The organism is Methylocystis heyeri (assembly GCF_004802635.2).
In the GTDB taxonomy this organism is placed as follows: Bacteria; Pseudomonadota; Alphaproteobacteria; order Rhizobiales; family Beijerinckiaceae; genus Methylocystis; species Methylocystis heyeri.
On the sequence record NZ_CP046052.1, the window covers coordinates 78,543 to 103,772 of the forward strand.

Sequence of the window (25,230 nt, forward strand, 5' to 3'; positions counted from 1 at the left end):
GGGGATCGCCACGCGTTCCAGCCCTGCATGTCATGTGCGATGACACGATGTTTCTATTGCGAAGTCGCTTCGGCGTCCAATTCGCCGCGACTATCTTTAAATAATCCCCGGTTATGAAGCCGGAAGACCGCGCGAGCGCATCGATTCAGCTGGGTATTGTTCGGCCCTGTGCTTCGTATTTCAAGGTTTGGCGGCATGAGCGCGATCGACTGCGTTCAAGCCGAGCGCGCTCCGGCTAATGCGCGTTTTTGAGCGACGGATCGAAACAACGTACATTTTGGTGCGGCCCGGCGAGCTTGGTTCTCCTCTATCCAGGGAGAATCCCGACCTGACCGCCCCCTCGCGAGTTGGCGTGGATCCTGCTCCCGGCAATTGTCGATCGCCTGGGACCGCGCCGCAGTTATCGGCTCGGCTCTCTTCCCGGGGACCTGCCGCGCAGGCCCCGTATTGAGCGCGTCCGAAGGATATTTCGGACTGGCGAATCATGGTTCGTCAAAGGAGAGGGCCATGCGTGCGTCGCAAGAATCGATCTCCTGCCTTGCTCCGCTAAAAGATGAGCGGATCGGACTTGCGCCCAATCGGAATGTAAGCGCCAAGACGCCGGTGAACGCTCGCATGGCGCCGGCTCGTATTCCAGGAACCTCTGCTTGTCCCGGGAGGCGGCGCAAATGAACATGCATGTTCTTCCGCGCGGCCGGTCGGCCCCCCTCGCGCTGACGATCGACGATCTTCGCGTCGAACGTAATGGTCGCCTTATCCTCGACGGCGTTTCGTTGACGCTGGAACGGGGGAGCGTCTCCGTCATCATTGGTCCGTCAGGCGCAGGAAAGACGACCTTGATCAGAGCGATCAACGGCCTCGCAGCTCCGGCGGGAGGCGTCATCTGTGCGCCGGGCATAGGGGCGCTTGACGATGCGACGCAATGGGCGCGCATTCGCCGGACGACGGCGACGATTTTTCAAGACCATGCGCTGATCGGACGCCTCAACGCATTGGACAATGTTCTGCTCGGACTTGCGGACACCCGGCATGCGCTGTCGCTGATCCCATGGCGACCATCCGCGCGGGATCGGGCCGCGCGAGCGCTCGCGGACGTGGGATTGCTCGACCGGGCTTTTCAACGCGTCGATAAGTTATCAGGCGGAGAGCGGCAACGCGTCGGCGTCGCGCGCGCTTTGGTCCGCGGTCCGGAAATGCTGCTCGGCGACGAACCGTTTTCGTCTCTCGATCCCTCGCTCGCCCGCCGTCTCGGCGAGTATCTGCGCGCGCTGGCCACGCGCGACGGCGTGACTGTGGCGCTCGTAATGCATCAGATTCACCTCGCGCGCGAGATCGCGGACCGCATCATCGGCGTCAAAGCGGGGAGATTGATCTTTGACGGGCCGACGGAGTCTTTCGACGCCACGGCGGAGGCTGCGATTTTTGCAACCTCTGTGATCAAACCGGAAAATTGCATCGGGAAAGGCGGCTGATATGTTGCGGACTCTGCGTTCGATCGTCGTTGTGGCGCTGACGGCTGCGCTCGGCATGGGCATGAACGCCGAGGCGGCGGAGCGACCCAGGAAGCTCCTCATCGGCTTGTTGCCGGGAGAGTCTGCGCCTACCGTAATGCGGCTCAACGAGCCGCTGCGCAAATATCTGGAGGAAAGGCTCAAGATCCCTGTCGAGATCGTGGTCGGCGCCAATTACGCGGCGACATCCGAGGCCTTGCGTTTCGGGCGCCTCGATGTCGCCTTTCTAGGACCGGTCACATATATCCTCCAATCGCAGCGTTCAGCTCTCGAGCCGTTCGCGCGACCGAGCCATGCCGACGTTGGACCGACATTCAAGGCGACGATCATCGTCCCCAGGGACAGTCCGGCGAAATCGCTGGCCGATCTCAAGGGCGGCGAGATCGCCTTCGGCGATCCGGCGTCGACCTCTGGAACCTGGGTTCCCCGCTGGCAGTTGCTGAACGAGGGTCTCGTTTCCGGGCGCGACTATACCATTCGCGTGCTCGGCGCGCATGACGCCGTAGCGCTTGCGGTGGAGAACAAGAAGGTGGCCGCCGGCGGATTATCCAAGCCGATCTTCGAGCGCCTCCTGAAATCAGGCGCGATCTCGCCCGAAAAGCTGCGCGTGCTGCAGGATTCGCCTCCAATCCCCGAATATATGTGGACTTTCCGCGCCGGGCTCGATCCGGCGTTGAAGAAGGAAATTCGCGAGGCCTTTCTGGAGATGAAAGACCGGGACGCGCTCGGCGTTTTTCGCGCCGAATCATTCGTTCCAGCCGCCGACTCCGACGTCGATCGCGTTCGCGACTGGGTCGCGGCGGTTCAGTCCGCAAATCCGAAGAACGCATGGGCGCCGCAATGACCGACGCAGAAGTCTGTTCCGATTTTCTTCCTCTCGCCCGAGAGTGGCGTCGCCGCCAGTTGCGCAATGGCGCCGCCGCCGCCTGCGCGACACTTATCACGTTCGCCGCCTGCGCTTATGCCGGCGCCTTCGAGTTCCCGCGCTACGCGGATGCTGCGCAGACAATGCTGCGGCTCGCCGCAGACTCCCTGCCGCCGGATTTCAGCCGCTGGCGCCAATGGGGCCGTCCCCTTCTGGAGACGCTCGCGACCGGCGTCGCCGGAACCGCCTTGGGGGCCGGGCTCGCCTTGCCGCTTGCCGCCATGGCTGCGAATAATGTCGGGCCCTCGATTTTTCTCGGTCGATCCGTGCGGCTGGGTTTGAATGCGCTCCGCGCTATACCCGGCCTCATTTGGGGCGTCGTGTTCGTCGCCGCGGTCGGATTTGGTCCGCTGCCCGGCATGCTCGCGCTCGGGGTTCATTCAACCGGAATGCTCGGCAAATTGTTCTTCGAGGCGATCGAACATGTCGATCCGGCTCCCGGCGCGGCGCTATGCGCCAACGGCGTCTCGCGGCTGGGAGTCTTCCGCTTTGCAATATTGCCGCAGGCGTTGCCGCGCCTGGTCGACGCGACGATCTATCGTCTGGAACACAATCTGCGTGCGGCGACGACGCTGGGGCTCATCGGCGCCGGTGGGTTCGGCCTGGAGATCGTGACCGCGTTCCACCTCTTCGAATACCGGGAGGCGTCGGCCCTGATTTTGATCCTGCTGGCGTTGGTGACGGGCGTGAACCTCCTCGGCGCGATGATGCGCAGGAGGTTCCTCAGTCCCGACTGAAAGTTGAGGTCAGTAGGCGGTCTGCTCCTGCAGCTGCGTGCCGTTGCGGCGGCTAATGGCGCGACGCATCCAAAGCGGCTGGACGCCGACCATCATCGATTGAACCTGCGCGATGACATCGTCGATCGGCCGGACTCTTTCACTTTTCACCGGAAACACCCGGAGATCGTGCACCCGCACCGCCGCCAGATCGCTCAAGCCCAGAGTGAAGAGGATGCCGCAACCTTCGAGCGCGGCGACCCGATCGAGCAGGGGGTCGTATCCGGCGCCGTCGTCATTTTCCATGTCGTCCATGATGCAGCGGCCGCCGTTGTTGGCCATGCCTCCGCCCTGCGCCTTGCCTTTGCCGCCTCTGGCGAATTGCACGACATCGACGAACTCCGAGTCGTCCACCGAAACGTCGTAGAACGCGAATTGCTTGGCCACCACGAAATTAGCGTCGAGACTGATCAGGCTGTTGGTCGTGATGGCTATTCGCAGATGAGGTGCGTCCATGTTCGACTCCGTCGAGGTTAGGTCATGGGTTGACCGACGATGATTTTTTCGCGGGCGAAACGGGTTCGGAAGGAGGCCGGAAGAGAAGTCCCGTCCGACGTGCGCGCTCGCCAATTCGGCAATTCGTCTTTTCTTATGGCCCCGTTTTGGAGAGCCTCTACAGGGATGATATGCAGCCGGTCATCCAGCAGGACATAAAAATCGATCGGATAGCGCGCCGCGTCTCGATAACGCTCCCCGATTTCGAAATTCACCCGATCACTCTCGAGAATGATTTTCGGGTTGTCGCAATCGAAACGAAAATAGCGATTGAAAGGAGAACTGCGCCGAAACTGATACAGAATCCGGTCCTCGTCGGAAAATCTCTTTATTTCGGCGACGGTGTCGAAGAAGAATTCCGAAAGCATCCTGCCGACATAGGCATCGGGGTAGACGCTGATCCGAGCCGAGAACCAATAGGCGACCATCGATTCCAGAAGGTCCAGCCCCGCTCGGGTGATCTCCAGAGACAGCGCCACCATATCGATCGCGCCGTTCAAACAGATGACGCCGTCGCGCATGTCGACGTGACCCTGGGGATGAAATGCGATCTTGCGCACGATCCGCAAGATGCGGTGGAGTTCGGCGAGTATTTTTTCGCTCTGGTTGCTCTTCGGCAGTTCCTTGCAGCGGGCCCATGCGGTGAGCTGATGTTGCGTCGGGTAAAGCCCTGCCAGCGTCGCCTCGAACAGCAGCGCGGCGCGGGCCACCGCAGCGATGCGATCGAGAGGCGCATCGTCTGGTGGAATCGGATCGAGGAAATCGAGCGCCTTACGCTTGGTGTAGAGCTCGATCTGACGATACTCTGGCATGCGCAGATGCGAGGACCAGCCGATAGCCGGATGAACGAGCAATTTTTCGGTGAAGCCCAAATTCGTCCCCGCAGCTCAGTTAGCTATCGAGCGAAGCGGATGCCGGTTCGCGCGAAGGAAACAGGATCAAATGAGGAATTCCCGGGTCGTCTCGGCATATCTCGAAACGACTCCAGCGCAGCGATCGGGGAGCGGCGCCTTCCGCTCCCCGTCTGCGTTCACCAGGTGTTGAGGAGCCATTCGCGATCGCGCGTGTATTCCATATGCGAAAACATCGCATTGGCGATCTGCTCCCCGAGCAGCATGGCGCCGCGATAGCCCATCGTCGGATGCCGGTAGAGACCCGCCCGATCGAAGGTTGGAAAACCGACGCGCGCCATTGGAATATTGGCGTCGATCGCCACATAGCGGCCCTTGGAGTGTCCGAGGATCACGTCGAACTTCTTGGGATCCTGCTTGACCCGCCGTTCGAGCTCCCAGAGGTCCGCATTGCAGACGACCTCCATGTCCCAGTTCACGCGATCCTTGAGCGCGAGGATACGCGGGTCCTTTTTGTAGCGGGTGTTGTCGTCCCCGAGCAGCAGCAGGGTCGGCTCCAGCTCGACCTCGATGCAGAACTCGGCGAGACCGATGACGAGATCCGGATGGCCGAAAATCGCCACCTTCTTGTTGGCGAAGAACATATGCGCCAGATCTTGAAGCGCGTCGATCGCGACGCCGCGCTCCTCGACAAGCGAAAGCGGGATCGGTTTGCCTGTAATCTCGCTGATTTTTTTCAGCATGGCGTCCGTGTTGGCGATGCCGTAGGGCGAGGAGATCGTGTGCCCAGGCACATCGAACTCCTTTTTCAAATAATCCACCGTGCTGGCGGCCTCATATCTTGCGAGGGCGAGAGACGCCGCCGCTCCGGTCGAAGCCTGAATGTCTTCGACCGTCGTGCGCCCATGCGTGTGAATCGACCTGTCGGGAAGCATGGGCGAATCGAAATCCTGCGTATCCATGAAGATCGTCGCGTCTACTCCCATTTCCTGAGCGTAGTATTTCAGCAACTGGACGTCGCCAGGATTGACCCAGCCGGGAAAGAGGTTCAGCTTGCCCGTCGGCGCTGCCTTCAGGGTGGCGACGGTCTTCCAGGTCGCTAGAACGCATTCGGAATATCCTCCGACCTGGCTGCTTTTGAAGCTCGGCGTATGAACCGGGACGACATAGACCTTGCGCCCGGGAAACTCCCTGGCGATCACCTCATCGGCGTATTTGATGTTGCCCTCGATGTCGTCGCCGATGACCTCGGTGGAGCAGGTGGTGATGACCTGAATGATGCGCAGGTCGGGGTAGCGGCGAACGAGCGTCAACACGCCGTCCTGGATGCGCTGATGCCCGCCGAACACAGCCGAATCCTCGTGCAGCGAGGTGGAGGCGACGTCGAAGTTCTCCTTGAAATGCTGGGCGAACAGCAAGCGCACGAACATGGTGCAGCCCTGACCGCCGTGCACCAGCGGGATGCAGTCCTTCATGCCGATTCCGGCGTATTGCGCGCCGGCCGGCTGACAGTCGTACATCGGGTTGATGACTCCGGCCCTTTCGCGCGTAGTGATTTCGCAACCCATCGTGGGTTCCTTTCCGTGAGTGGCGGCGCCACGTTGAACTTTTAGGGAGCGCCGCCGCGAGAGGGCGGCGGCGCGCTGGTCAATAAAGCGAGTGATGGAGTTCGTGATTCAGCGACCGGGTGATGGCGTGGTCGATCAGCATCCCTTTGAGGCCGTTCATCACCTCGCCGATCCGGGTCGGCTCCAGCTCGTCGATCCAGGGGAAGTTTTCCCTGAAGTCCTTCACCATCTCCTTGGCGTCGGCATAGAACAGCCGGTCCATCGGCGCATGCTTGTGCGGGTGCTTTCCGTTCAGCATATCGGTCGCCGCGGCGATGATGCCCTCGATATTCTCCTGCCGATCCCAGGACCGCGAGAAGAACTGCCAGAGGTAGCGCTTCTGCACGTAATCGAAGAGTAGCTTGATCTGCTGCTCGCTCATTCTGCGGCCTCCAGAAGGCGAACCACATTTTCACCGCGAATGTCGGTCGCAGCGAGTTTCAGAAGCGGGTTGTGGACCGCATTGTAGGTGTCGCGCGCGAGGTTCACGAAACCCTCGAAGCCCATGTAGGGGCCGTTGTGATAACCGTGGCCGTTTACATAGGGAATGTGCATCTTCTTGACGAGCTCGCCGACGCGCGGGCCGGTGAAGATGACATCGGGCTTGACGAGATCGATGATTTCGAAGAACTCGAGCTCATTGCCGTCATCGATGTAATAGGTGCCGTTCTGGCCGCGGGCGATGACCTTCTCGAAGTCTTCCTGATGGCCGAATTTCGACGACATGGCGACGACCTGTATCCCGAGGTCGTCCTCGACCGATTTGGTCCAGTGCCACAGGCGGGGACCGCCGGTCCATATCGCCATCTTCTTGCCCTGCAGCCGCTCTCTGTACCAATCGAGCTTGGGCTTCCACTTGGCGTATTCCTCCTCGATCAGCTTTTCTCCACGCTCTTCGATGCCGAAGAATGCGCAGATCTTCCGGATGCCCTCCGCCATATAGGAGAAGCCCCAGGAGTCGATGTCGAGGCGCGGAATGCCATACTGCTTCTTGAGTTCGTTGGCGATATAGCCCGAGGATCGCGCGCAGTTCACGACGTTGAGCTGGGCGCGGTGCATGCAGCGCAGATCGTCATATGTGCCGTTGCCGGTGAAATGCGCGATGACCTGGATGCCGAGCCTGTCCCAATAAGTCTGGAGAAGCTGGGTGTCGCCCTGAATGTTGAAGTCGCCGATGAAGTTCATCGTGTAGTCGCTGGTGATCTCGGGTTCCAGCGTGCCGACCTTCTCGTTGATCCAGCCGATATTGAGTACGTGGTGACCCTTGGACTGCGAGACGCCGGCGAAACCGGGGCATTCGCAGCAGAAGATGTCGACGTCGGGCCGCTCTTCCATAATCTTTTTGGCGACGGCCTTGATGTCGTCGCCGATCAAGGCTGTCGGGCAGGTCGTATAAACGAACATCCGCTTGATGTCGGGCATCTCGTCGAAGGCTTCGTTGATCGATTTTTCGAGCCGCTTTTCGCCGCCGAAAACGATGTGGCTTTCCTTCATGTCGGTCGACCACACATATTTCATGTTGAAGTGGCCGTTGTCCGTCGGATAGCGCTTGGTGTGCCATGTGTCGTAGGCGCAGCCGATCGGCCCGTGGATCATCTGGATGGTGTCTTTGAGAACCCCGCCGATGACGAGCTTGGCGCCGCAGAATGCGCAGCCGCGTTCGGAGAGCGTGCCGGGAATCGTCGAAGCGTTCGATATCGGCAGATAGTCGCGGGAGTCTTCTCCCTCGACCTTAAGATAAATATGCTTCTCTCGTTCCGGAATCGCTTTATCGCATTCCAACAAAACCATAGGCATGAGTCGTCCTCCTCACAGGAAGTGAGCTGCAGAGCTGGCGGCTTTCAGCTGGCGGCGCCGGAAGAGATCAGTCTGTTCCAGCGCCGTTCGAGGGGATATTGGCAGAAAGCGTGCCAATTAATCGGAATGTAATAAGAATACATATCAGTTGCGGCACACAGGCGAGTCTACCACTAAATTACAATATGTTAGCTCCTGTAGCGCGCCTGGCTCCGCACCTCTTCTCCTTTTAGGCGGCGGCTCGGCGTAAGTGCTGGCCCATATAAAATGCGGCGAGGCAAGATCCGTAGCGCACCTGTGCGAACGAAACGCTTTGCAAGTGTACCACGCTGCGCATGTGAGGCCGAAAACAGGCCGGTTTAAGCGAATATAAGCTTGGCACGTCTTCTGCTCTAGGGATAGCGGTCCTGACGGAAAGGTCGCTCATGCTCTACGATGGTGTCGAGGATAAAGTCGAAACGCCCGTGCAGCGGGAGACGCCTCCCGCGCCCACGATCCTGCGCGTCGCGGTCGCGACCAGGGATGGTCAGCGCATCGATTTTCATTTCGGGCAGGCCGAGTCCTTCTGGATATATGCGGTCTCCGCTGATGGACCGCGCTTCGTCGAAGAACGTCAGATCGCCGAGCATGCGCTCCATGAAGACGAGGACAAGCGAGAGACAATCTATCGAATGCTCGCCGATTGCTCGGATCTGTTGATCGCCAAGATCGGCGCTACGCCGCAGGAGGCGCTCGCCAAGGTTGGGGTGCAGGCGAGCAACATGTACGCCGGCAAGGATGTTTCGTCCGCGTTGGCCGAGCTTTACGCCGCAAAATTGGCGGCTATGGCCGACGCGGCGGTCGACTCCAGTGAATTCCGCCTTTTGCACGCCATGCTGCGTGTCGCGGATCTCGACCGATCGATCGACTTCTACACCCGGAAGCTCGGTATGCAGCTCATGGAGCGGCGCGAGCACAAGAAGAATATGTTTAGCCAGGCCTATCTCGGATACGGCGGCCCCGGCTCCGGGATGACGCTCGAGCTCGTCGCCAACTGGATGCGGGATGAGCCCTACGTCCATGGCGACGCATTCGGTCACATCGCGGTCGGCGTGACCAATATCATGCGTCTGTGTGATCGCCTTGCGGTAGCGGGCGTGCCCATGCCGCGGCCTCCCCGCGCCCAGCGCCACGGGGAAAGCGTCGTCGCTTTCATCGAAGATCCCGATGGATACCGCGTTGAACTGGTTCAAGCGCCGCAGCCGGAAGCGGATGCGGCTCTCGATGACGTGTCGTCAACCCAAGTCTGAACAGGAGTGAATATGCTTCGTCAAATCGCATTCTATGGAAAAGGTGGCATCGGCAAGTCCACCACTTCGCAAAACACGCTGGCCGCGCTATCGCAGATGGGCCAGAAAATCCTGATCGTCGGATGCGACCCCAAGGCGGACTCGACACGTCTGATCCTTCACGCCAAGGCGCAGGACACGATATTGTCGCTCGCCGCGGAAGCGGGCAGCGTCGAAGATCTCGAACTCGAGGACGTTCTCAAGGTCGGCTTCGGCGACATCAAATGCGTCGAATCCGGCGGTCCCGAGCCCGGAGTGGGCTGTGCGGGTCGCGGCGTCATCACGTCGATCAACTTTCTTGAAGAGAACGGCGCCTACGACGGGGTTGATTACGTCTCCTATGACGTTCTCGGCGACGTCGTGTGCGGCGGCTTCGCCATGCCGATCCGCGAGAACAAGGCCCAGGAGATTTACATCGTCATGTCCGGCGAGATGATGGCCATGTATGCAGCCAACAATATCTCCAAGGGCATTCTCAAATATGCGAATTCCGGCGGCGTGCGCCTCGGCGGCCTCGTCTGCAACGAACGCCAGACCGACAAGGAGCTGGAACTGGCCTCGTCGCTCGCCACTCGGCTCGGCACGAAGCTGATACATTTTGTCCCCCGCGACAATATCGTTCAGCACGCCGAACTGCGACGTATGACGGTCGTGGAGTTTGCTCCCGAGTCCAAGCAGGCGAACGAGTATCGCACTCTTGCAAACAAGGTTCACAACAATGTCGGCAAGGGAATCATTCCGACGCCGATCACGATGGACGAACTCGAAGACCTGCTGATGGAGCATGGAATCATGGACGCCATCGACGAATCGTCCGTCGGCAAGACCGCCGAGCAACTCGCTATTGCGTGACGGTGAGGCGGTCGGGGAAGCGTTCCCGGCCGCTATTTCGCTTTAGGGAGGCGCCAATGTCAGTTGAGTCTGCCGTGGACTATATCCGGCGCATGCGCGAGGATCATGAGTTCAGGAAATCGATGAACGAAGTATCCGAGGATGACGACGCGAGCTGGGCCGCCATCCGCGAGGCCGGGTTCGAGTTCACCATGACGGAGTTCAAAAAGGCCCAGGATGTCATTTACGAAGAGTTCGGCGTCACGCCCATGTGATATCCATGTGCCGAGCCTGATCGCGACCGTCGCCTATGCGGCGGTCGCCTTTGTTTCTTCATCCTGTCGTAAACGCCGACAAGCTCGTTCGACCGGCGCCTCAGCGCCGATAACGCAGGAGCGCCTCTCGCTTGTCGGCGAAAAATTCCACCATTCGCGCCGCCAGAGCTTCGTCCACCGGAACGCTGTAGCGTTGCGCGGCGCGTAGCAGCTGTTCGGCGTCGACGCCCTGCAGTGAAGCGACTCCCGCGTTCGCAAGAGATAGTACGCGGCGCTTCAACACCTCGTCTCGGGCCTCCGCCAGCCATTTGTCGCGAATGACGCCCGGGACGTAAGCGTCCGGCGTGTCGAAGCTCGAACCAACGGTCGAAATCGCGGCGGCCATTGCGATATCGGCCAACAGTAGATTGAATTTCTGGTTCTCGGTCAGCTCTGCCATTTCATATCCTTTCGTTCATGCAGTCGAAGCATTCATCAAATCGGTAACAAGATTTGAGCCACGACAGAAATCTGGATCGTACGTAGACGGCTTCTGCAGAACCTGTCGACATTGAAGCTTCGGCATATGCAATGCGTTCACGGCGGTACGGACGCGGAGATCCGAGAACAGATTTGCACGCAAGATCTCTACGGCATCTATCATCGTGGCAGCGTTCCTTCGACTTTTCGAGGGTGAAATGGCGTGCATCGACGTGGCCGCGCTCTTGCAAAGGATGCTCGAGAAATCGTGGAGGCAGATATGAAGCCGGAAGAGATTCAGGCGTTGATGGATGAACCCGCCTGCGCCCACAACAAGAAGTCGAAGTCGGGCTGCGCCAAGCCTGCGCCCGGAGCCACTCAAGGCGGTTGCTGTTTCGATGGGGCGCGAAACGCATTGCTTCCTGTCGCCGACGTCGCTCACATCGTGCATGGCCCGATCGGCTGCGCCGGATCGTCATGGGACAACCGCGGCACGCGATCATCGGGCCCGGACACCTATCGCATCGGTATGACTACCGATCTTTCCGATATGGATGTCATCATGGGAAGGGGCGAGAGGCGGCTGTATCGGGCCATTCGCCAAGCGGTGGAGACGCACAAGCCGGCGGCTGTGTTCGTCTACAACACCTGCGTTCCGGCATTGCAGGGCGACGACATCGACGCCGTTTCAAAAGCCGCATCAGAGCGTTTCGGCGTTCCCGTCGTGCCGGTGGATTGCGCCGGCTTCTATGGCAACAAGAATCTGGGCAACCGAATTGCTGGCGACGCCGCATATAAGCACATGATCGGCGGGCGGGAGCCGGAAGCTCCGCCCACGGCTTCGGAGATCCCGGGGGTCACTCGGCACGACATCAATCTCATCGGAGAATGGAATGTCGGCGGAGAATTCTGGAATGTGTCGCCTCTATTCGACGAACTCGGATTGCGCGTATTGTGCAGCTTCTCCGGCGATAGTCGCTTTCACGAAATCCAGACTATGCACCGGGCGGAAGCGAGCATGGTCGTCTGCTCGAAGGCGATGCTGCATGTCGCTCGCAAGCTGGAGGCCGATCACGGGATTCCCTGGTTCGAGGGTAGCTTCTACGGTGTGAAGGATACGTCCGCGGCCTTGCGGGGCTTCGCTCGTCTCCTGAACGATTCCGATCTCACCATGCGGGTGGAGGCGCTGATCGCACGCGAGGAGGCTCGCGTCGAGGCGGCTCTAGATCCGCCGAGACAGAAGCTGCGCGGCAAGCGCGTCCTGATTTTTACCGGCGGCTACAAGTCGTGGTCTGTTGTCTCCGCGATGCAGGATCTCGGCATGGTGGTGGTTGCGACGGGGACCGAAAAATCTACGGAAGAGGACAAGGCCCGGATACGTGAGCTGATGGGGCCGGATGCGCGCATGATCTCGGATAACGACCAGACCGGGTTGATCGGCGTCTATCGCGAATGCGGGGCCGACATATTGATCGCAGGGGATCGCTACATCTATCCGACGCTCAAATCGCGAATCCCCTTCCTCGATATCGACCATGTGCGGCGCATCGGCTACGCGGGCTATGACGGTCTGATCGAATTGGCGCGCAATCTCGATCATGCGGTTCATTCTCCGGTCTGGAACCTGGTGCGGTCTCGTCCCTCCTGGAGCGAGCCCAGGCCGGCGCGCGCAGTGGCTTGAGGAGGCGACATGGCGCAGATCCTCACCCCCACAAAGGCGCTTGCCGTCAACCCGCTGAAAGCCAGCCAGCCTATCGGCGCGTCGCTCGCCTTTCTCGGCCTCGCCGATTGCATGCCGCTGGAGCATGGCGCACGCGGTTGCACTTCGTTCAACAAGCTCTTCTTCATGCGGCATTTCAATGAGCCGATTCCGTTGCAGACGACCGCGATGGATCAGACGACCGCCGTCCTCGGCGCAGACGACAGCGTTGTCGAAGCGCTGGCGACGATCTGCCGGAGAAACCAGCCTAAGATCATCGGGCTGGTGACGACGGGCCTCTCGGAAATGCAGGGAGCGGACGTGCCGCGCACGATCCATGAGTTCCGGCGCAAATATCCCGACTTCGGTTCTGTCGCCGTTGCGCCGGTCAGCGCCAGCGATACTTTGGGCTGCCTGGAGACGGGCTTCGCCGCGGCGGTGGAATCCATCATCCGCACGCTGGTGACCCGGCGTCCGGAAGCGCGCAGAAATCCGCGCCAGGTGAATGTGCTGGCCGGAGCGCTGCTCACTCCCGGGGATCTGGAAGAGTTGCGGGATTGGATCGAAGCCTTTGGGCTCAGGCCGATCATCGCGCCAGATATCGGCGCCTCTCTGGATGGGCATTTGATCGAGGCCGGCTATTCCACCTTGACCTACGGGGGAGCATTGCGGGCTGAGATCGAGTCTATGGGGGAGTCCATCGCAACGTTCGTGATCGGGCGTTCGCTCTGCGGAGCCGCCGATGCGCTGAAGGAGATCACTGGCGTTTCCGACTGGCGCTTCGATCAACTGACGGGGCTCGCCGAGAGCGACGCCCTCACGCAGGCGCTCGTCGATATATCGGGGCGTTGCGCGCCCGCGCGTCTCGCGCGCTATCGCGAGCAGCTTACCGACGCCATGGTCGATTGCCAGTTCCAGTTCGGGGGGGCGAAGATTGGGGTCGCGGGGGACGCCGACGTCGTCGCCGCCATGGCGGATTTTTTCACCGGCATGGGAGCTCATGTCGTAGCGGCGGTCGCCTCGGCCAATTCCACCCGGCTCGACGCGCTCGGGATCGAACAGGTCGTTATCGGCGATCTCGAGGACTTCGAGTCTCTCGTGCGGGAGGGTTCGGTAGATCTCATCGTCACCAATTCCCATGGCGCCGAAATATCCCGCAGAACCGGGGCCGCGCTGCTGCGCGCAGGATTTCCGATCTACGACGCCTATGGCGCGCATACGGACGCATGGATCGGCTACCGTGGTACGCGGCGGCTGATTTTTACGGCGGCCAATCTGCTTGCTAACCACTACCAGGAACTGCAGCCCTATGTGTCGCGGTATCGCGTCGACGCGGCGGAGTGAGCGATGCTGAAGATCGCCTTCGCCTCCAGCGATCAGGAAAGAGTGAACCTGCATTTCGGCGGCGCCGAGCAACTCGTGATCTTCGACGTTTCGCCGGGCCGCGCCGATCTGCTGGGGGTCCAGCAGTTTATCAAGGCGGAACCGGTGGGGGAATCCGGTCGCAGCGGTCTTACGGACTCCGTTCAGGACAAGGTGATCCCCAAGCTGGAGTTCGTCGACGGATGCGCTGCGGTTTACGCCGCTTCCATCGGCGGTAATTCCGTGCGGCGGTTGATGCTGATGGGCGTGCAGCCGATCGTCGTCGACGACGGCCACGAGATTCTGGATTTGCTGAACGAGGTGAGCCTGGCGCTCGTCTATGGGGGCCTTCCATGGGTGGAGAAGGCGAAAAAGAAAGCTGCGCCGCCGACGCCAGCCACTAACGGTTCAACCCAAAGCCGTAAACTCGTCGCATCGATGGAGGAGCTGGAATGAGCCTTGATTTGGATGATCGATCTAGCGCCGAAAATTCAGAGGCGGGAGGCCCCTCGATAGGCGAGGAGGAGAAGCTGCGTTTGATCCTTCGGACGATCGCCGAGGCGCGCCCGGGAATCCAGGCTGACGGCGGAGACATTGAATTCCTTGAACTGCGTGGCGAGCGCGTTGAGGTGCGCCTCACGGGCAAGTGTCTGACCTGCGCCCTCGCCGGTCAGACGTTAGGCGCGATCCGCCGCAAACTCGTTCAGACCCTTGGCCAGCCGGTCATGGTCGTACCGATCATGCCCTAGTTGAGCGCGCTGGACGGTTTTCTGTGAATTTCAGGTCACGACCTATGACGCCGGACGCGGAACAATTTTGGGGGAACGGAAGATGATCACAATCGATGACCTTATCCGAACGGGAACGGGAACAGGCGCGGTCGCGGCGCCCGTCAAATCAACCGGATGCGCCTCGTCCTCATGCGGCGCCTCGGGCGACGCCGGGGAGCTCGCGCCGCAGATCTGGGAGAAGGTGAAGGATCATCCCTGCTATTCCGAGGAGGCGCATCACTATTTCGCCCGTATGCATGTCGCGGTCGCGCCGGCTTGCAACATCCAGTGCAACTACTGCAACCGCAAATATGATTGCGCCAACGAAAGCCGCCCCGGCGTCGTTTCGGAGCGCCTCACCCCCGAGCAAGGCGCCCGTAAGGTTCTCGCGGTTGCGCAGAGCGTGCCGCAGCTTTCCGTTCTCGGCATAGCGGGCCCCGGCGACGCGCTCTATGACTGGCGCCATACCAAGGCGACTTTCAACCTCGTCGCGCGTCACTTGCCGGACATCAAGCTCTGCATTTCCACGAACGGTCTGGCTTTGCCCGACCACGTGGATGAAATCGTCGCAATGAACATCGACCATGTTACGATCACGATCAACATGGTGGATCCCGAAATCGGGGCCAAGATCTATCCATGGGTCTATTTCGAGCACAAGCGTTGGACGGGCTGGGAGGCCGCGGAGATATTGCACCAACGGCAAATGCTCGGACTGGATATGCTCACGGCGCGCGGGGTGCTCGTAAAGGTCAATTCCGTGCTTATTCCGGGAGTCAACGACGCCCACCTCGCCGATGTCAATCGTGAAGTCAACGCGCGCGGGGCTTTCCTGCACAATGTCATGCCGCTGATCTCGGACCCGGCTCATGGAACCTATTTCGGACTTTCAGGACAACGTGGGCCGACCGCGCAGGAATTGAAGAAGGTCCAGGACGCCTGCGAAGGCGGCGCGAAGATGATGCGACATTGTCGCCAGTGCCGCGCCGACGCTGTGGGTCTCCTGGGGGAGGATAGGGGTCAGGAATTCACCCTCGACAAACTTCCGGACGTAATTGAAGTCGATCCCTCTCAGCGCGAGGCCTATCGTGCAGAGGTCGAGCGAAAGCGCGAGGCGCAGGGCGTCGCCAAGGCGGCTGCGGCGGCGTTCGCGCCGGAAACCAAAGACGCCAGAACCCTTACGGTTGCGGTCGCAACCAAAGGGGACGGGCTGATCAACCAGCACTTCGGCCATGCGACGGAGTTCCTGATCTATCAGGCGGACGGCGGGGGCGTGCGCTTCCTGGGCGTCCGCAAGATCGACGAGCATTATTGTACGGGCGGATTGGGCGAGGACTCTGCCCTTGCCGGCATTATCGAGATTCTCGCAGACGTCGATGTCCTGCTCTGCGCAAAGATCGGCGACTGCCCCAAAGAAGAACTCGCTGCCGTCGGGATCGAACCCAGCGACGACTTCGCCTATGAATTCATCGAACCCTCGATAGCCGCGTTCTACGCCAGGCGCAGAGAAGGCGCCCCCGCAGACGCGTAATTCACACCCACCTGTGCAGGAGAAACAAATGGCCTACAAGATCATCGCGTCCCAATGTTCGGTTTGCGGCGCTTGCGAATTCGAGTGTCCCAACGCCGCAATCCGTATGAAGGGCGAGACCTATATCATAGAGGCCGCCAAATGCACGGAGTGCGACGGCGACGCACCGCGCTGCGTCGAATCATGCCCGGTTGAAAATACCTGCGTCAAAGCCTGAAGGAGGGAAAGATGCTTGTTCTGACACGTCCCGCCATCGCGGCCATCGAATCCACTATGCGGCAGAACGACAAGCTGGGGTCCGGCGTGCGCATCGCGGCGGAGGGCGGCTGCTGCGGCGGTCCCAAATTCTCCATGTGGCTCGAAAAAGAACCTTTGGGCGACGACGTGGTTATCGAAATCCGCGAGGTTCGCGTCTTCCTCGACGCGGCCTCGATGGATATTCTCCGCGGCGCGACGGTGGATTATTCGGGCGACGTCGAAGATCCGGGGTTCAAATTCACGCTCGATCCCAGCGCAAGTCAACAGTGCGGGTGCAAAAGCCAGACGACGGAATCCCCAAGCTGTGGATCGGCGTCCGGCCATTCATGCGGCTCCAGCGCGATGAACTAGGGCCTGTTCCCAGAAAGTGCGAAGCGGTTTTTGTAAAAGAACAATGCTCGGTCAATGAGATTTTGAGCGCGTTCGACTGCGTTAATCGAACGCGCTCAGGTTGAGCATAATTCCGTAAAGAGTGATCGGGCGTTTGGGAAATAGCATGTCTTGTCAGTGAACCTGTGGAGCGCGTTCGGCAGCGTTCAAGCCGAACGCGCTTTTTTTGTCGCAAAGTCCGGTCGGCCTTTGCGACGATGACCTCTAATGAAAGTCCTTGTGGTTGAGGTTGTATTTCGTCAGCCGCAGTCCCAGGATCCTGCGGGTGAGACCCAGCATCCTGGCGGCCTCGGTCGTATTGCCTTTCTGCACTTTCAACGCTTCGATGATCATCTCATATTCGACCGCGTTGAGCCTCGTCTCGAGGCTTCCCTTGCATTCGACCTCTGCGAGCACAGGCATTTGCAGCGAAGGCGGAAGATTGTCGCCGTGGATGACGCCATCCTCGGAAAGAATGATCGCGCGTTCGATCACATTTTCGAGTTCGCGCACATTGCCCGGCCAGTGGTAAGATAAGAGCATGTTGATGGCCGAGGTCGAGATGCGCTTCACCTCCATGCCGAGTTCTTTCGAGAATTTATCGACGAAATAGTCTGCAATAGCGATGATGTCGTTGCCGCGGTCACGCAAGGGCGGAATGGTGACGGGAAAGACATTCAGTCGATAATAGAGGTCCTCCCTGAACGTGCCCTTTTCGACCATCTCGACGAGGTTGCGATTGGTGGCTGCGATGATCCGCAGGTTCACCTTGATCGGAGTGTTGCCTCCGACTCTCTCGAAGGTTCTTTCCTGGAGGACGCGCAATAGTTTGGCCTGAACCGGCAAGGAAAGCTCGCCCACCTCGTCCAGGAATACGGCGCCGCCATTGGCCTCCTCGAACCGGCCTTTTCTCGCGCCGATCGCGCCGGTGAAGGAGCCCTTTTCGTGGCCGAAGAGTTCGCTCTCGATCACGCTTTCGGGCAGAGCCGCGCAATTGAACTTGACGAATGGTCCCTTGGCGGAGCTGCCGTTGAAGTGGATAGCGCTCGCAACGAGCTCCTTGCCGACGCCGCTTTCTCCCAAAATCAGAACTGTGGTCCGGGTGCGGGTCACGCGGTCGATCAGTTGATAGACATCCTGCATCGGCTTGGAGCTGCCGATGATGTTGGACGGCTTGAAGCGCGCCTTGAGAGCGCTGCGGAGGCGCCGGTTTTCATTTTCGAGCGCCACCTTCTCGACGTTTTCGACCAGATAGAGCTCCGCCGCCTGTGCCGCCATCATGGCCAATATCGACAGCACCTCTACATCGAGACGCAATAATCGTGCATTGTCGTAGAGGCGTTCCGCGCTGATCGTCCCCAGCACGCGCTTGCCGCGCGTGATGGGGACGCAAATAAAGCTCACCTTCTTGTCGAGTTCGCTCGAACGGCTGCCGGTGCGGTTGAGAAAGCCCGGCTCCTCGCTGATCCTCGGCACGATAATCGGCTGGCCTGACTCGACGACGCGCCCCGTCACGCCCTCGCCCAGAAAATAGATGCCTTTGGCTTCCTCTTCCTCGCTTAGGCCAAAGCTTCGATGGATGAAGATGTCGCCGGACCCCGGCTCGAACAGGCTGACCATGGCTCTCACGACGTTCATATGCGTGCGCAAGAGTTCCAATAATATCTGCAGCGTCTCCGACAGGTCATCGCTCGCATTGGCGATGCTGCTCATTTCGTTCATGAGGGGAAGCACATTCGTTCTGCACTCCCCGAGGTCGCACTGACATGTGTGCGGTTCGAATGGCGACACGCCAGAGACCCCGCGAGAGGCGCTATCCGGAGTATTACCCCCTGCAAGCCCCAATTTAGTCGCCAATGCGCACCTCCATCGTGGATTCGATCCACCGGGCCGCCAAAAGCCGCGGACGCCGCCTCAAATATGATGACCTGTGACGGATCCGCTGCCGCAGCCGGCGGAACTGAATATTTCGCCTGAGTAGCCGGGTCCGCTCTCGGGCGCCGACAGCCCTCGACCGATCGAGCATCTGTGGGGTCTTGCGCGACGGGGAGTCAGCTTTCCCCTTCTTACAGCCGGGTACGTTGCGGAGCAAGTATTAGGCCATGAAAAGCGTGGCGTCTCAGTTTCGGGCGCTGTCCCCCGGAGGGCATGACAGATGTATATTTATCAGTCATTTATGGTGGCGCAGCCGCAATCAGCCTCGTCGTAAGGCAATATAAAACATATGCATAACGGCGCTTCATTGGCGTCCGGAGAGTTTTTAGGCGCCGAGAAAGCGTTCAAACGACTATCTGAGCTTTATATGGTCGAGGTAGTCAGGGTCGCCTGCGCGCCGCGCCAACAGGCGCGCTCGTTCCAATTCGTCAGTCGTCAGCAGGGAGTCCCGTACGCGATTGAACATCGGGTTGAGGTAGCCGTCGAGCCAGTCGAAAAGCGGGGAGTTCAGTTTCAATGCGTTCTTCCTGAAGCGTAAACATCTGAAACACATGGGAGAACGCGCCAAATATTCCTTTGGCTCGACACGATAGGCAATCGCGAATAGACGGATGCCCGTGGCGAGCAGCTCCCGAAAGGCGCGGAACCACCAGGCGCGCTGGTAGCATAGGGATTCGAGCTGGATCGTGCATATCTTGCATGATGCAATCGGCCCGGAATTCTTTTGCGGTTGGATTGGGGGGGAATTCATGTAACCGCTCCTTGGGTTTAAGTAGAAGAACGCAACCTTTAATCCAAGGGATAGCCCTGACCGGGTTCGAGGCGCATCCGATCAAGCGGCAAGATGCGTCAGCCCTTTGGCGACGTCGAAATTATAGTCTCGGCGATATGCGTCGAACCATTTGCGCTCGATTTCGTCCATCGATGCGTAGATGCATCGGTTGCTGGGGTCGGCGTATTTTTCGAAAAGTTCCGACCGGCTTGGAAGCGTCGCATAGGCCTGGCGGGTCTGCTCGGCGAGTTTGGCGATGATTTCTTCGCATTGCATCGACTCCAATCGATCGATGTTTCGCTCATTGACTTCGAGACTGAGAGTGACGCTCCGGGTCGAGCGATCGGAGACGAGGTCGGATCTCGTGGATATCCATTCCCGCTCCGACAGCCAGTTGTCGCCTGAACGCCGCGGGAGCGCGGCGACTGACGATGGCAAGCGGTCTCGATCTTCTTCGGTGATGCGTTCGGCTTCGAGCCGGGTTGCAAATCCGCTATAGACGAAAGTGGAAAGGTAGCGGTGCGCGTTCGGCGTGATCTTGTCGAGTTCGAGAACTAGCTTGTCGATCGATGCGATTGTGCTTCTGGAGATGAAAATTCTCTGATTCACCTTTAGTCCGAGCCCAACTGCATCCCTCATGGCGTTGTAAAGAAAGTCGAAGTCTCTTTCTCGGCGGTTCCATTGGTCATGGATCGTTCCGTAGCCGGCGAGCGAAGCGTGCGCGACCTTTAGCCCAGCGACATCGCGACGCGTGAGAAGCCAGTCGTGCATTTCGGCTTCGGTTCGCATGCGCAATCCGCCGAGCTTCACGCTCATGCCTTCGTCGTCCCATCCCAGCTTTTTATAGAGGTGGAACAGGCCGGCCAGTATCTCGACATCGAATTCGTATGAGTCTTCGAAGCCGATCAGCACATGGGGCGGAGGGTTCGGCTTTTCGTTACGCCATTCAATGAAGCGTTCGGCCAGGGCGTTGAAGCGAGGAAAAGGCAGCTCGGTCAGCTTTTTTGGTCCGATCAGACAATATGCGCATGCATGTGCGCATGCGGAGGCCTTTGCAAAAATGCGAATTCCGCGAATTTCGATATCCCGGGTCATTCCAGAACCTGTTTTCAATCTTGAAGAAGCGGCGTTTCAGCCGCCCGTTCTCGTAAATCTCCCGTAATTCAGAGAATGAGCGTTCTCGTCGTTACGCAGCATGTCGTCGAGTTCTTCGTCGTCGGGCGCAAAGCCGTAAAAATCCGTATAGACTTCCTGCCATTGCCCCCGGAGTTTTCTTTCGAGCGATGTGGGAACGAGGAGTTCGGCGTACCAGCGCATCAACAGTGGCCATTCGACTGCCCCATCCATTCTGGCTCCGCCTTTCGGCTCCTTGTAGACTCTGTTCTCCCGCACCGCCGTCAGCGAATGAAAATAGGGCGACTCATAGTATTTCTGCGGCAGATCGTCGGGAGATCCGCAGCAGGTCAGGAAGATGGCCTGGGGATTGAGTTTCAACAGCGTTTCCACACCGATGACGGTCGAGCCAAGCGTTTTTGCCAGACCTGGAAACAGAGGCGTGAGATCTTCGACGCCAAGGCCCCGCAAATACGGAGTATGACGGTTTCCTCCCAATGCGATCCTCCAGAGATTCTGGCCTGCTTCCCAAAGGACGATCACGCGGCGTCCGCCATCGAGTGTCGATGCCGAGGTTTCGTCTGCGAGCGCCTGCAATCGGCGATCGAAGGCGTCGAGGATCTCTTCCGTTCGTGCTGAATTATGCGTGATCGCGCCGATGGCGCGCCAGGATTCGGCGATGCCGGTTTGCGCGATCGCGGCGATCGGGAGGCCGAGTCTATCCAATCCGCCGGCGGCCCACGCCCACACGACGACGCGGTCTGGAGACAGCAGCAGCACTTGTTCCGGATCCGAGGGAATAGCCGAATTTGCGCCGAGCGTGGGGACGCTCGATAAACGATCCAGAGTAGAAAAATAATGTCTCAGCGCGCCTTTCGCGATTTCCCTTCTCTCCCCCTCGGGAGCCGCCAATAGGTGGTCCGCGGCTTTGTCTATCGTGAGATAGGCGGCGAGAAGAGGCGGAAAAATAACCACGCGTTGCGGCGCGCGCCTGTCTGCGGCGCTCGGCGAAGCCAAGGACGACACATGCGGCGGCGCTAGGCCGATCGAGAGCGCGCTCGCGGCGAGCGCGATCCAGCATGAGAGGACGATTGGCGCAGCGCTATCCCGCATTTGCCTAGAAGCGCGCTTCCAGAGAAAAGGCGACCCGCCGAGGATCTCCGAGGTAATTCGCGTTCAGCCAGTAGCTCTTATTGGCGACATTGGTGATATTCAGGCGGGCCGTCACATTCTGGGAGAAGACCGTAGTGGTATAGCGCGCTCCGACGTCGCCGATCAGCACTCCCGGCAAGACCTGCGAGTTGAGCGCATCGGCATAGAAGGCCCCGGTGTAATATCCACCGGCTGTCAGAGTGAGGCCCGGAACAAAAGGCACATCATATTCGGCGTAGGTCTTGATCATTTTTTCGGAGACGTTGGCAGGCTTTCTGTTGTTCAGCGTCCAATCGCTGCTTTGCGTAACCATTGCATCAAAAAAAGTGAGGCCGCCGACCACGCGCACGCCGGGAACAATTGTGCCCGTCGCCGTGAGCTCGACGCCCTTATGCGTTTCCTTTCCGTCCTGAAAATAAGTATAGGAGCCGTTTCCGTTGTTTTTGCTGTAGTCGTTCGCCTTTTCGATTTGGAAGAGCGCGGCCGTCAGGAACACTTCCCCAACTGTCGCTTTGGCTCCGATCTCATATTGCGTGCTGACGATCGGCTGCAGAATTTGGCCGGCGTTGGTATAGATCAATGCCCCAGTGTTCGGGACGATGGGTCCTTCTTCCAGGGATTGAATGTAGGTTCCATAGGCAGTGAGCCAGGGAACCGGCTTGAAGAGCAGCGAAAAATTCGGCGTCCAAGCGCCTTTGTCATAGCGTGCGGAAGCGGGAGCGAGCCCTTTCGACGTCGACCAATCCGTTTCGGCGACACGCGCGTAATTCACGCCTAAAAGAGCGGACCATTGGTCGGTGATCTTCACATCGTCGCCGATCATGATATTGCGGTCGCTGACGGCGATATTCTTATAGGTTGGTAAAAGGCCGATGTTATAGACCGGCTGCACCGCATAAATCGGGAAGGCAGGCGAGAATACGCCTTTTAGATTGTTGATGGTGGCTTGTTCGTCCGGATGCTGAAGCCAGGCGTATCTGTCGCCGAAAACGCCGAATGTGACTTTATGGTCAATAAACCCGGTGTTGAAATGGGCGTCTAGAAAAGCATTGCCGGCGTCCGTTCCAAGACCGCGCAGCGCTCTGATTGCGGTAGATTGGGAGTAGCTGCCGTTGATTAGCAAATTGTTGGTGTTTGTTACGTTCTGGTCAGTGTAGTCGACATGCCTATATGAGGCGCGCAAGCTGAAAATCTCGTTCAAGTCCCACTTCAGGTTGCCGCCGAGTTTGCCGGTCCCGACCGTTTGGTAGGTCCATGGTTCGGACCAGAGGCGATCGACCGACGGCGCCGAAGGATAGCGAAAGGCTTTCGCCGTCGTCCACGCCGCTGGGACGCCGAATTGTTTATAATCGAAATAGGAGCCGTTGAGTTCGAGCGTCAGCCGATCCGTGATATGCCAGTCCAGCGCACCGCTTATGAGGTTGCGGCTCAGCGTCGAATATTGAGGGCCTTCATCGCCGTTTTCGGTCAGGAAGTTCAGGCGATAGCCGAATACGCCATTATCCAGCGGTCCACCGAAATCGCCATGCACGAAAAAGTTGGACCCGCCGTGATCGCCGGCGGTAATGTTGGCGAGCGGCGTCGTCGTGGGAGTTTTCGTGACGTAATTCACCATGCCGCCGACATTCGCCGGACCGTAAAGAAAGCCGGAAAGGCCGGAAAGTATTTCTACGCGATCATATTGTTCGAGCGCATTGCCCCAGCCGTTTGGATTTCTCAATCCGTCTTCCATGCTGGTGCGAACGTTGAATCCGCGGATATTGACCTTTGCCGCGCCGTTGAGCGAGGTGGGTTGCTGCAATTGAACGAGCGGATTCATGCGAAAGAGTTGATCGGGGGAAGACGCTTGAACGTTCTCGATCAATTGCTGCGACATCACATTGACCGAATAGGGCGTGTCCTGCAGCGGCAAGCTTCCCCAAGGCCCGGTGGTTGTGGCGTCCTCTACCCGGTAGCCTGAGGCGGCGCTTCCATCGAGCTTGTTTTGGGGCGCCGCATTCGAATTCCCGGAGGCGGGGCGCTGTGTCAGCGGCACGGAGTCGTGGGGAGCGCCCGTGGGCGCCGTTTCGGTGACTGAAATATCGGGCACAGGCGTAGCTTGCTGCGCGATCGCAGTCGAACAGGCCGAGATAGCGAAGGATATAGTTCCAGCCACTCTCGTGAGTTGGCGCCTCTTTGTCGGCATCATCGCATCAGTTCCATGAAATCTCAGTCAGTGGGCGATCAAAGCGTCTTGTCGATTCGCTATGTATAAGAGTGACATAAAAAGGTGGTCGCTCTCCCTTGCGAGGGATCGACCACCCCTATCAGGCCCGCCGACTTCTCATTGGCAATATGCGTGCCGACTTCAAAAGTTAATTAATATATTGATATATATGCGATATGAAACTGCTCGTCACCAAGGTGCTGCTCAGGAAGCGGTCGGGGTCATCACGGCCTTGGCAGTTTGGTTATATAATAAGCATACATATATGTGGCATTGAGCTCTTCAGGCATGCGCCGGCAGGGGTTGCTCTGTGATGCGTCGGCGCTGTTATCTTTCGTAATTGAAGTGGATCGTCGTGGACCCGTGGAAGGCGCCGCCCGGCGGCGGCGGGGGATGCGAGGAGGCGAGCATGTGTCCCGCCGCCGCATCGAGCGCGCTGTTGCCGGACGAACGCGTGATTGCATGCGATGTGATGGCGCCCGAAGAGCCGATCGAGAAGGTGACGCCGACCGAGCCGATGGCGCCTTTCGCGCGTGCGGCGGCCGGATAGAATTTGTGGCGGTTGATCTCGGCGGCGACAAGCGCTGCATAAGCGGCGTTGGACATGTGATTGGCCGCGCCGGAGCCGTGGCGGACGCCGGCTCGACGCGCCGCTGCGCCGAGCTGAAAATGGGCCGCCGTCGTTTTGGCCCGGGCTTGCGCACGTTTTTGCGCATATTGTGCGGCAGCCCGGCGCGCTTCTTCTTCCTGGCGCTGTTTTTTGTTGTTCAACTCGCGCTCGCGCGCGAGAGCTTGGTCTCGCTTGGCGTTCTTTGTCTTCAACGGGATTGGAATCGGGTCCGGCGCCACGATCTTGGGGGGCGGCGGAGCAATATCCTGCATGCTCGCCCGGGCGCTCTCTTCAGCCGCTTGTGCGTCCGTGTCATCCTGCGGATGAGGATCGGGTGAGGTGGCGTTGGAGGATTGCTGCGCGATGAGAGGAGCCGCATCCGGCGTAGGCGCAATGCTGACTTCGGTCACCACCTCGCCTTCCGGCATCAGTTCGACCTGAATATCCGCGACAGGTGTATTCTTTTCCAGGAAATTGAAGGAAAGGGCAACAAAAACGCCAAGGTGCGCCACTGTTACGAGGGCGATTGTCGCCGGCGCGAACCATTGAGGGCGAAGGGGGCGTTCGGGAAGCGTAAAATCTTGCTTCGCCGGATCAT

General features: G+C 59.3%; 25 protein-coding genes. 13 read left to right on the forward strand and 12 right to left on the reverse strand.

Annotated elements, in window-relative coordinates:
• The first annotated feature begins 668 nt into the window (after positions 1-668).
• The 3 genes from H2LOC_RS00325 to phnE are packed head-to-tail and all read left to right on the forward strand — an operon-like array spanning position 669 to position 3,173.
• Positions 669-1,472 carry a phosphonate ABC transporter ATP-binding protein gene (locus H2LOC_RS00325; protein ID WP_202620503.1) on the forward strand — a complete coding sequence of 268 codons (804 nt, stop codon included), beginning with the start codon at positions 669-671 and terminating at the stop codon, positions 1,470-1,472.
• A 1-nt stretch (position 1,473) separates the two neighbouring features.
• Positions 1,474-2,355, forward strand: coding sequence for a phosphate/phosphite/phosphonate ABC transporter substrate-binding protein (gene phnD / locus H2LOC_RS00330; protein ID WP_136494579.1), 882 nt, complete (start codon positions 1,474-1,476; stop codon positions 2,353-2,355).
• The gene (gene phnE / locus H2LOC_RS00335; protein WP_136494580.1) at positions 2,352-3,173 is read left to right on the forward strand and encodes a phosphonate ABC transporter, permease protein PhnE; all 822 of its coding nucleotides are present in this window, start codon (positions 2,352-2,354) and stop codon (positions 3,171-3,173) included. The genes phnD and phnE overlap by 4 nt, the downstream gene beginning before the upstream one ends.
• A 9-nt stretch (positions 3,174-3,182) precedes the next feature.
• On the opposite strand, the gene H2LOC_RS00340 is transcribed toward phnE, so the two are convergent.
• The 5 genes from H2LOC_RS00340 to vnfD form a co-directional block, all read right to left on the reverse strand.
• Positions 3,183-3,668, reverse strand: coding sequence for a NifB/NifX family molybdenum-iron cluster-binding protein (locus H2LOC_RS00340; protein WP_136494581.1), 486 nt, complete (start codon positions 3,666-3,668; stop codon positions 3,183-3,185).
• Positions 3,669-3,685: 17 nt separating this feature from the next.
• Positions 3,686-4,579, reverse strand: coding sequence for a hypothetical protein (locus H2LOC_RS00345; protein ID WP_202620504.1), 894 nt, complete (start codon positions 4,577-4,579; stop codon positions 3,686-3,688).
• A 158-nt stretch (positions 4,580-4,737) separates the two neighbouring features.
• Entirely contained in the window at positions 4,738-6,126 is a 1,389-nt protein-coding gene (locus H2LOC_RS00350; protein ID WP_154331525.1) for a nitrogenase component 1, read from the reverse strand.
• Positions 6,127-6,205: 79 nt separating this feature from the next.
• A complete protein-coding gene (gene vnfG / locus H2LOC_RS00355; protein ID WP_136494582.1) occupies positions 6,206-6,547 on the reverse strand; it encodes a V-containing nitrogenase subunit delta in 342 nt (113 codons plus the stop codon).
• The gene (vnfD, locus tag H2LOC_RS00360) at positions 6,544-7,962 is read right to left on the reverse strand and encodes a nitrogenase vanadium-iron protein, alpha chain (protein ID WP_136494583.1); all 1,419 of its coding nucleotides are present in this window, start codon (positions 7,960-7,962) and stop codon (positions 6,544-6,546) included. The genes vnfG and vnfD overlap by 4 nt, the downstream gene beginning before the upstream one ends.
• Before the next feature lie 425 nt (positions 7,963-8,387).
• On the opposite strand from vnfD, the gene H2LOC_RS00365 reads away from it, so the two are divergent.
• The 3 genes from H2LOC_RS00365 to H2LOC_RS00375 are packed head-to-tail and all read left to right on the forward strand — an operon-like array spanning position 8,388 to position 10,396.
• Positions 8,388-9,251, forward strand: a complete 864-nt coding sequence (locus H2LOC_RS00365) for a VOC family protein (RefSeq protein ID WP_136494584.1) — start codon at positions 8,388-8,390, stop codon at positions 9,249-9,251.
• Positions 9,252-9,257: 6 nt separating this feature from the next.
• Positions 9,258-10,142: a nitrogenase iron protein gene (nifH, locus tag H2LOC_RS00370; protein ID WP_136494585.1), complete on the forward strand. Its 885-nt coding sequence runs from the start codon at positions 9,258-9,260 to the stop codon at positions 10,140-10,142.
• 56 nt (positions 10,143-10,198) lie between these two features.
• The gene (locus H2LOC_RS00375; protein WP_136494586.1) at positions 10,199-10,396 is read left to right on the forward strand and encodes a Nif11-like leader peptide family natural product precursor; all 198 of its coding nucleotides are present in this window, start codon (positions 10,199-10,201) and stop codon (positions 10,394-10,396) included.
• A gap of 100 nt (positions 10,397-10,496) precedes the next feature.
• Here the strand turns inward: H2LOC_RS00375 and H2LOC_RS00380 are convergent, their stop codons facing one another.
• Positions 10,497-10,835, reverse strand: coding sequence for a hypothetical protein (locus tag H2LOC_RS00380; protein WP_136494587.1), 339 nt, complete (start codon positions 10,833-10,835; stop codon positions 10,497-10,499).
• Positions 10,836-11,135: 300 nt separating this feature from the next.
• Here H2LOC_RS00380 and nifE point away from each other — a divergent pair, with 300 nt between their 5' ends.
• From nifE to H2LOC_RS00415, 7 genes are all read left to right on the forward strand, one after another.
• Positions 11,136-12,536, forward strand: coding sequence for a nitrogenase iron-molybdenum cofactor biosynthesis protein NifE (gene nifE, locus H2LOC_RS00385; protein WP_136494588.1), 1,401 nt, complete (start codon positions 11,136-11,138; stop codon positions 12,534-12,536).
• A 9-nt stretch (positions 12,537-12,545) separates the two neighbouring features.
• Positions 12,546-13,898 (forward strand): nitrogenase iron-molybdenum cofactor biosynthesis protein NifN, encoded by a 1,353-nt coding sequence (gene nifN, locus H2LOC_RS00390; RefSeq protein WP_136494589.1) that lies wholly within the window; start codon positions 12,546-12,548, stop codon positions 13,896-13,898.
• Positions 13,899-13,901: 3 nt separating this feature from the next.
• On the forward strand, positions 13,902-14,372 hold the full coding sequence (locus tag H2LOC_RS00395) for a NifB/NifX family molybdenum-iron cluster-binding protein (RefSeq protein WP_136494590.1): 471 nt from the start codon (positions 13,902-13,904) through the stop codon (positions 14,370-14,372).
• Positions 14,369-14,665: a NifU family protein gene (locus H2LOC_RS00400; protein ID WP_136494591.1), complete on the forward strand. Its 297-nt coding sequence runs from the start codon at positions 14,369-14,371 to the stop codon at positions 14,663-14,665. The genes H2LOC_RS00395 and H2LOC_RS00400 overlap by 4 nt, the downstream gene beginning before the upstream one ends.
• An 82-nt stretch (positions 14,666-14,747) precedes the next feature.
• Positions 14,748-16,217, forward strand: a complete 1,470-nt coding sequence (gene nifB, locus H2LOC_RS00405; protein WP_136494592.1) for a nitrogenase cofactor biosynthesis protein NifB — start codon at positions 14,748-14,750, stop codon at positions 16,215-16,217.
• 28 nt (positions 16,218-16,245) lie between these two features.
• Entirely contained in the window at positions 16,246-16,434 is a 189-nt protein-coding gene (locus tag H2LOC_RS00410; protein ID WP_136494593.1) for a 4Fe-4S dicluster domain-containing protein, read from the forward strand.
• Between the two features lie 11 nt (positions 16,435-16,445).
• Positions 16,446-16,826 carry an iron-sulfur cluster assembly accessory protein gene (locus tag H2LOC_RS00415; protein ID WP_136494594.1) on the forward strand — a complete coding sequence of 127 codons (381 nt, stop codon included), beginning with the start codon at positions 16,446-16,448 and terminating at the stop codon, positions 16,824-16,826.
• 243 nt (positions 16,827-17,069) lie between these two features.
• Here the strand turns inward: H2LOC_RS00415 and H2LOC_RS00420 are convergent, their stop codons facing one another.
• From H2LOC_RS00420 to H2LOC_RS00445, 6 genes are all read right to left on the reverse strand, one after another.
• On the reverse strand, positions 17,070-18,566 hold the full coding sequence (locus tag H2LOC_RS00420) for a sigma 54-interacting transcriptional regulator (RefSeq protein ID WP_136494595.1): 1,497 nt from the start codon (positions 18,564-18,566) through the stop codon (positions 17,070-17,072).
• A gap of 565 nt (positions 18,567-19,131) precedes the next feature.
• Positions 19,132-19,530: a hypothetical protein gene (locus H2LOC_RS00425; protein WP_154331526.1), complete on the reverse strand. Its 399-nt coding sequence runs from the start codon at positions 19,528-19,530 to the stop codon at positions 19,132-19,134.
• An 81-nt stretch (positions 19,531-19,611) separates the two neighbouring features.
• Positions 19,612-20,646 carry a hypothetical protein gene (locus H2LOC_RS00430; protein ID WP_136494596.1) on the reverse strand — a complete coding sequence of 345 codons (1,035 nt, stop codon included), beginning with the start codon at positions 20,644-20,646 and terminating at the stop codon, positions 19,612-19,614.
• A 36-nt stretch (positions 20,647-20,682) separates the two neighbouring features.
• A complete protein-coding gene (locus H2LOC_RS00435) occupies positions 20,683-21,777 on the reverse strand; it encodes an ABC transporter substrate-binding protein (RefSeq protein WP_136494597.1) in 1,095 nt (364 codons plus the stop codon).
• A 4-nt stretch (positions 21,778-21,781) separates the two neighbouring features.
• Positions 21,782-24,004 (reverse strand): TonB-dependent receptor, encoded by a 2,223-nt coding sequence (locus H2LOC_RS00440; RefSeq protein WP_136494598.1) that lies wholly within the window; start codon positions 24,002-24,004, stop codon positions 21,782-21,784.
• A gap of 345 nt (positions 24,005-24,349) precedes the next feature.
• A complete protein-coding gene (locus H2LOC_RS00445) occupies positions 24,350-25,042 on the reverse strand; it encodes a TonB family protein (RefSeq protein WP_246206921.1) in 693 nt (230 codons plus the stop codon).
• Positions 25,043-25,230 lie beyond the last annotated feature (188 nt).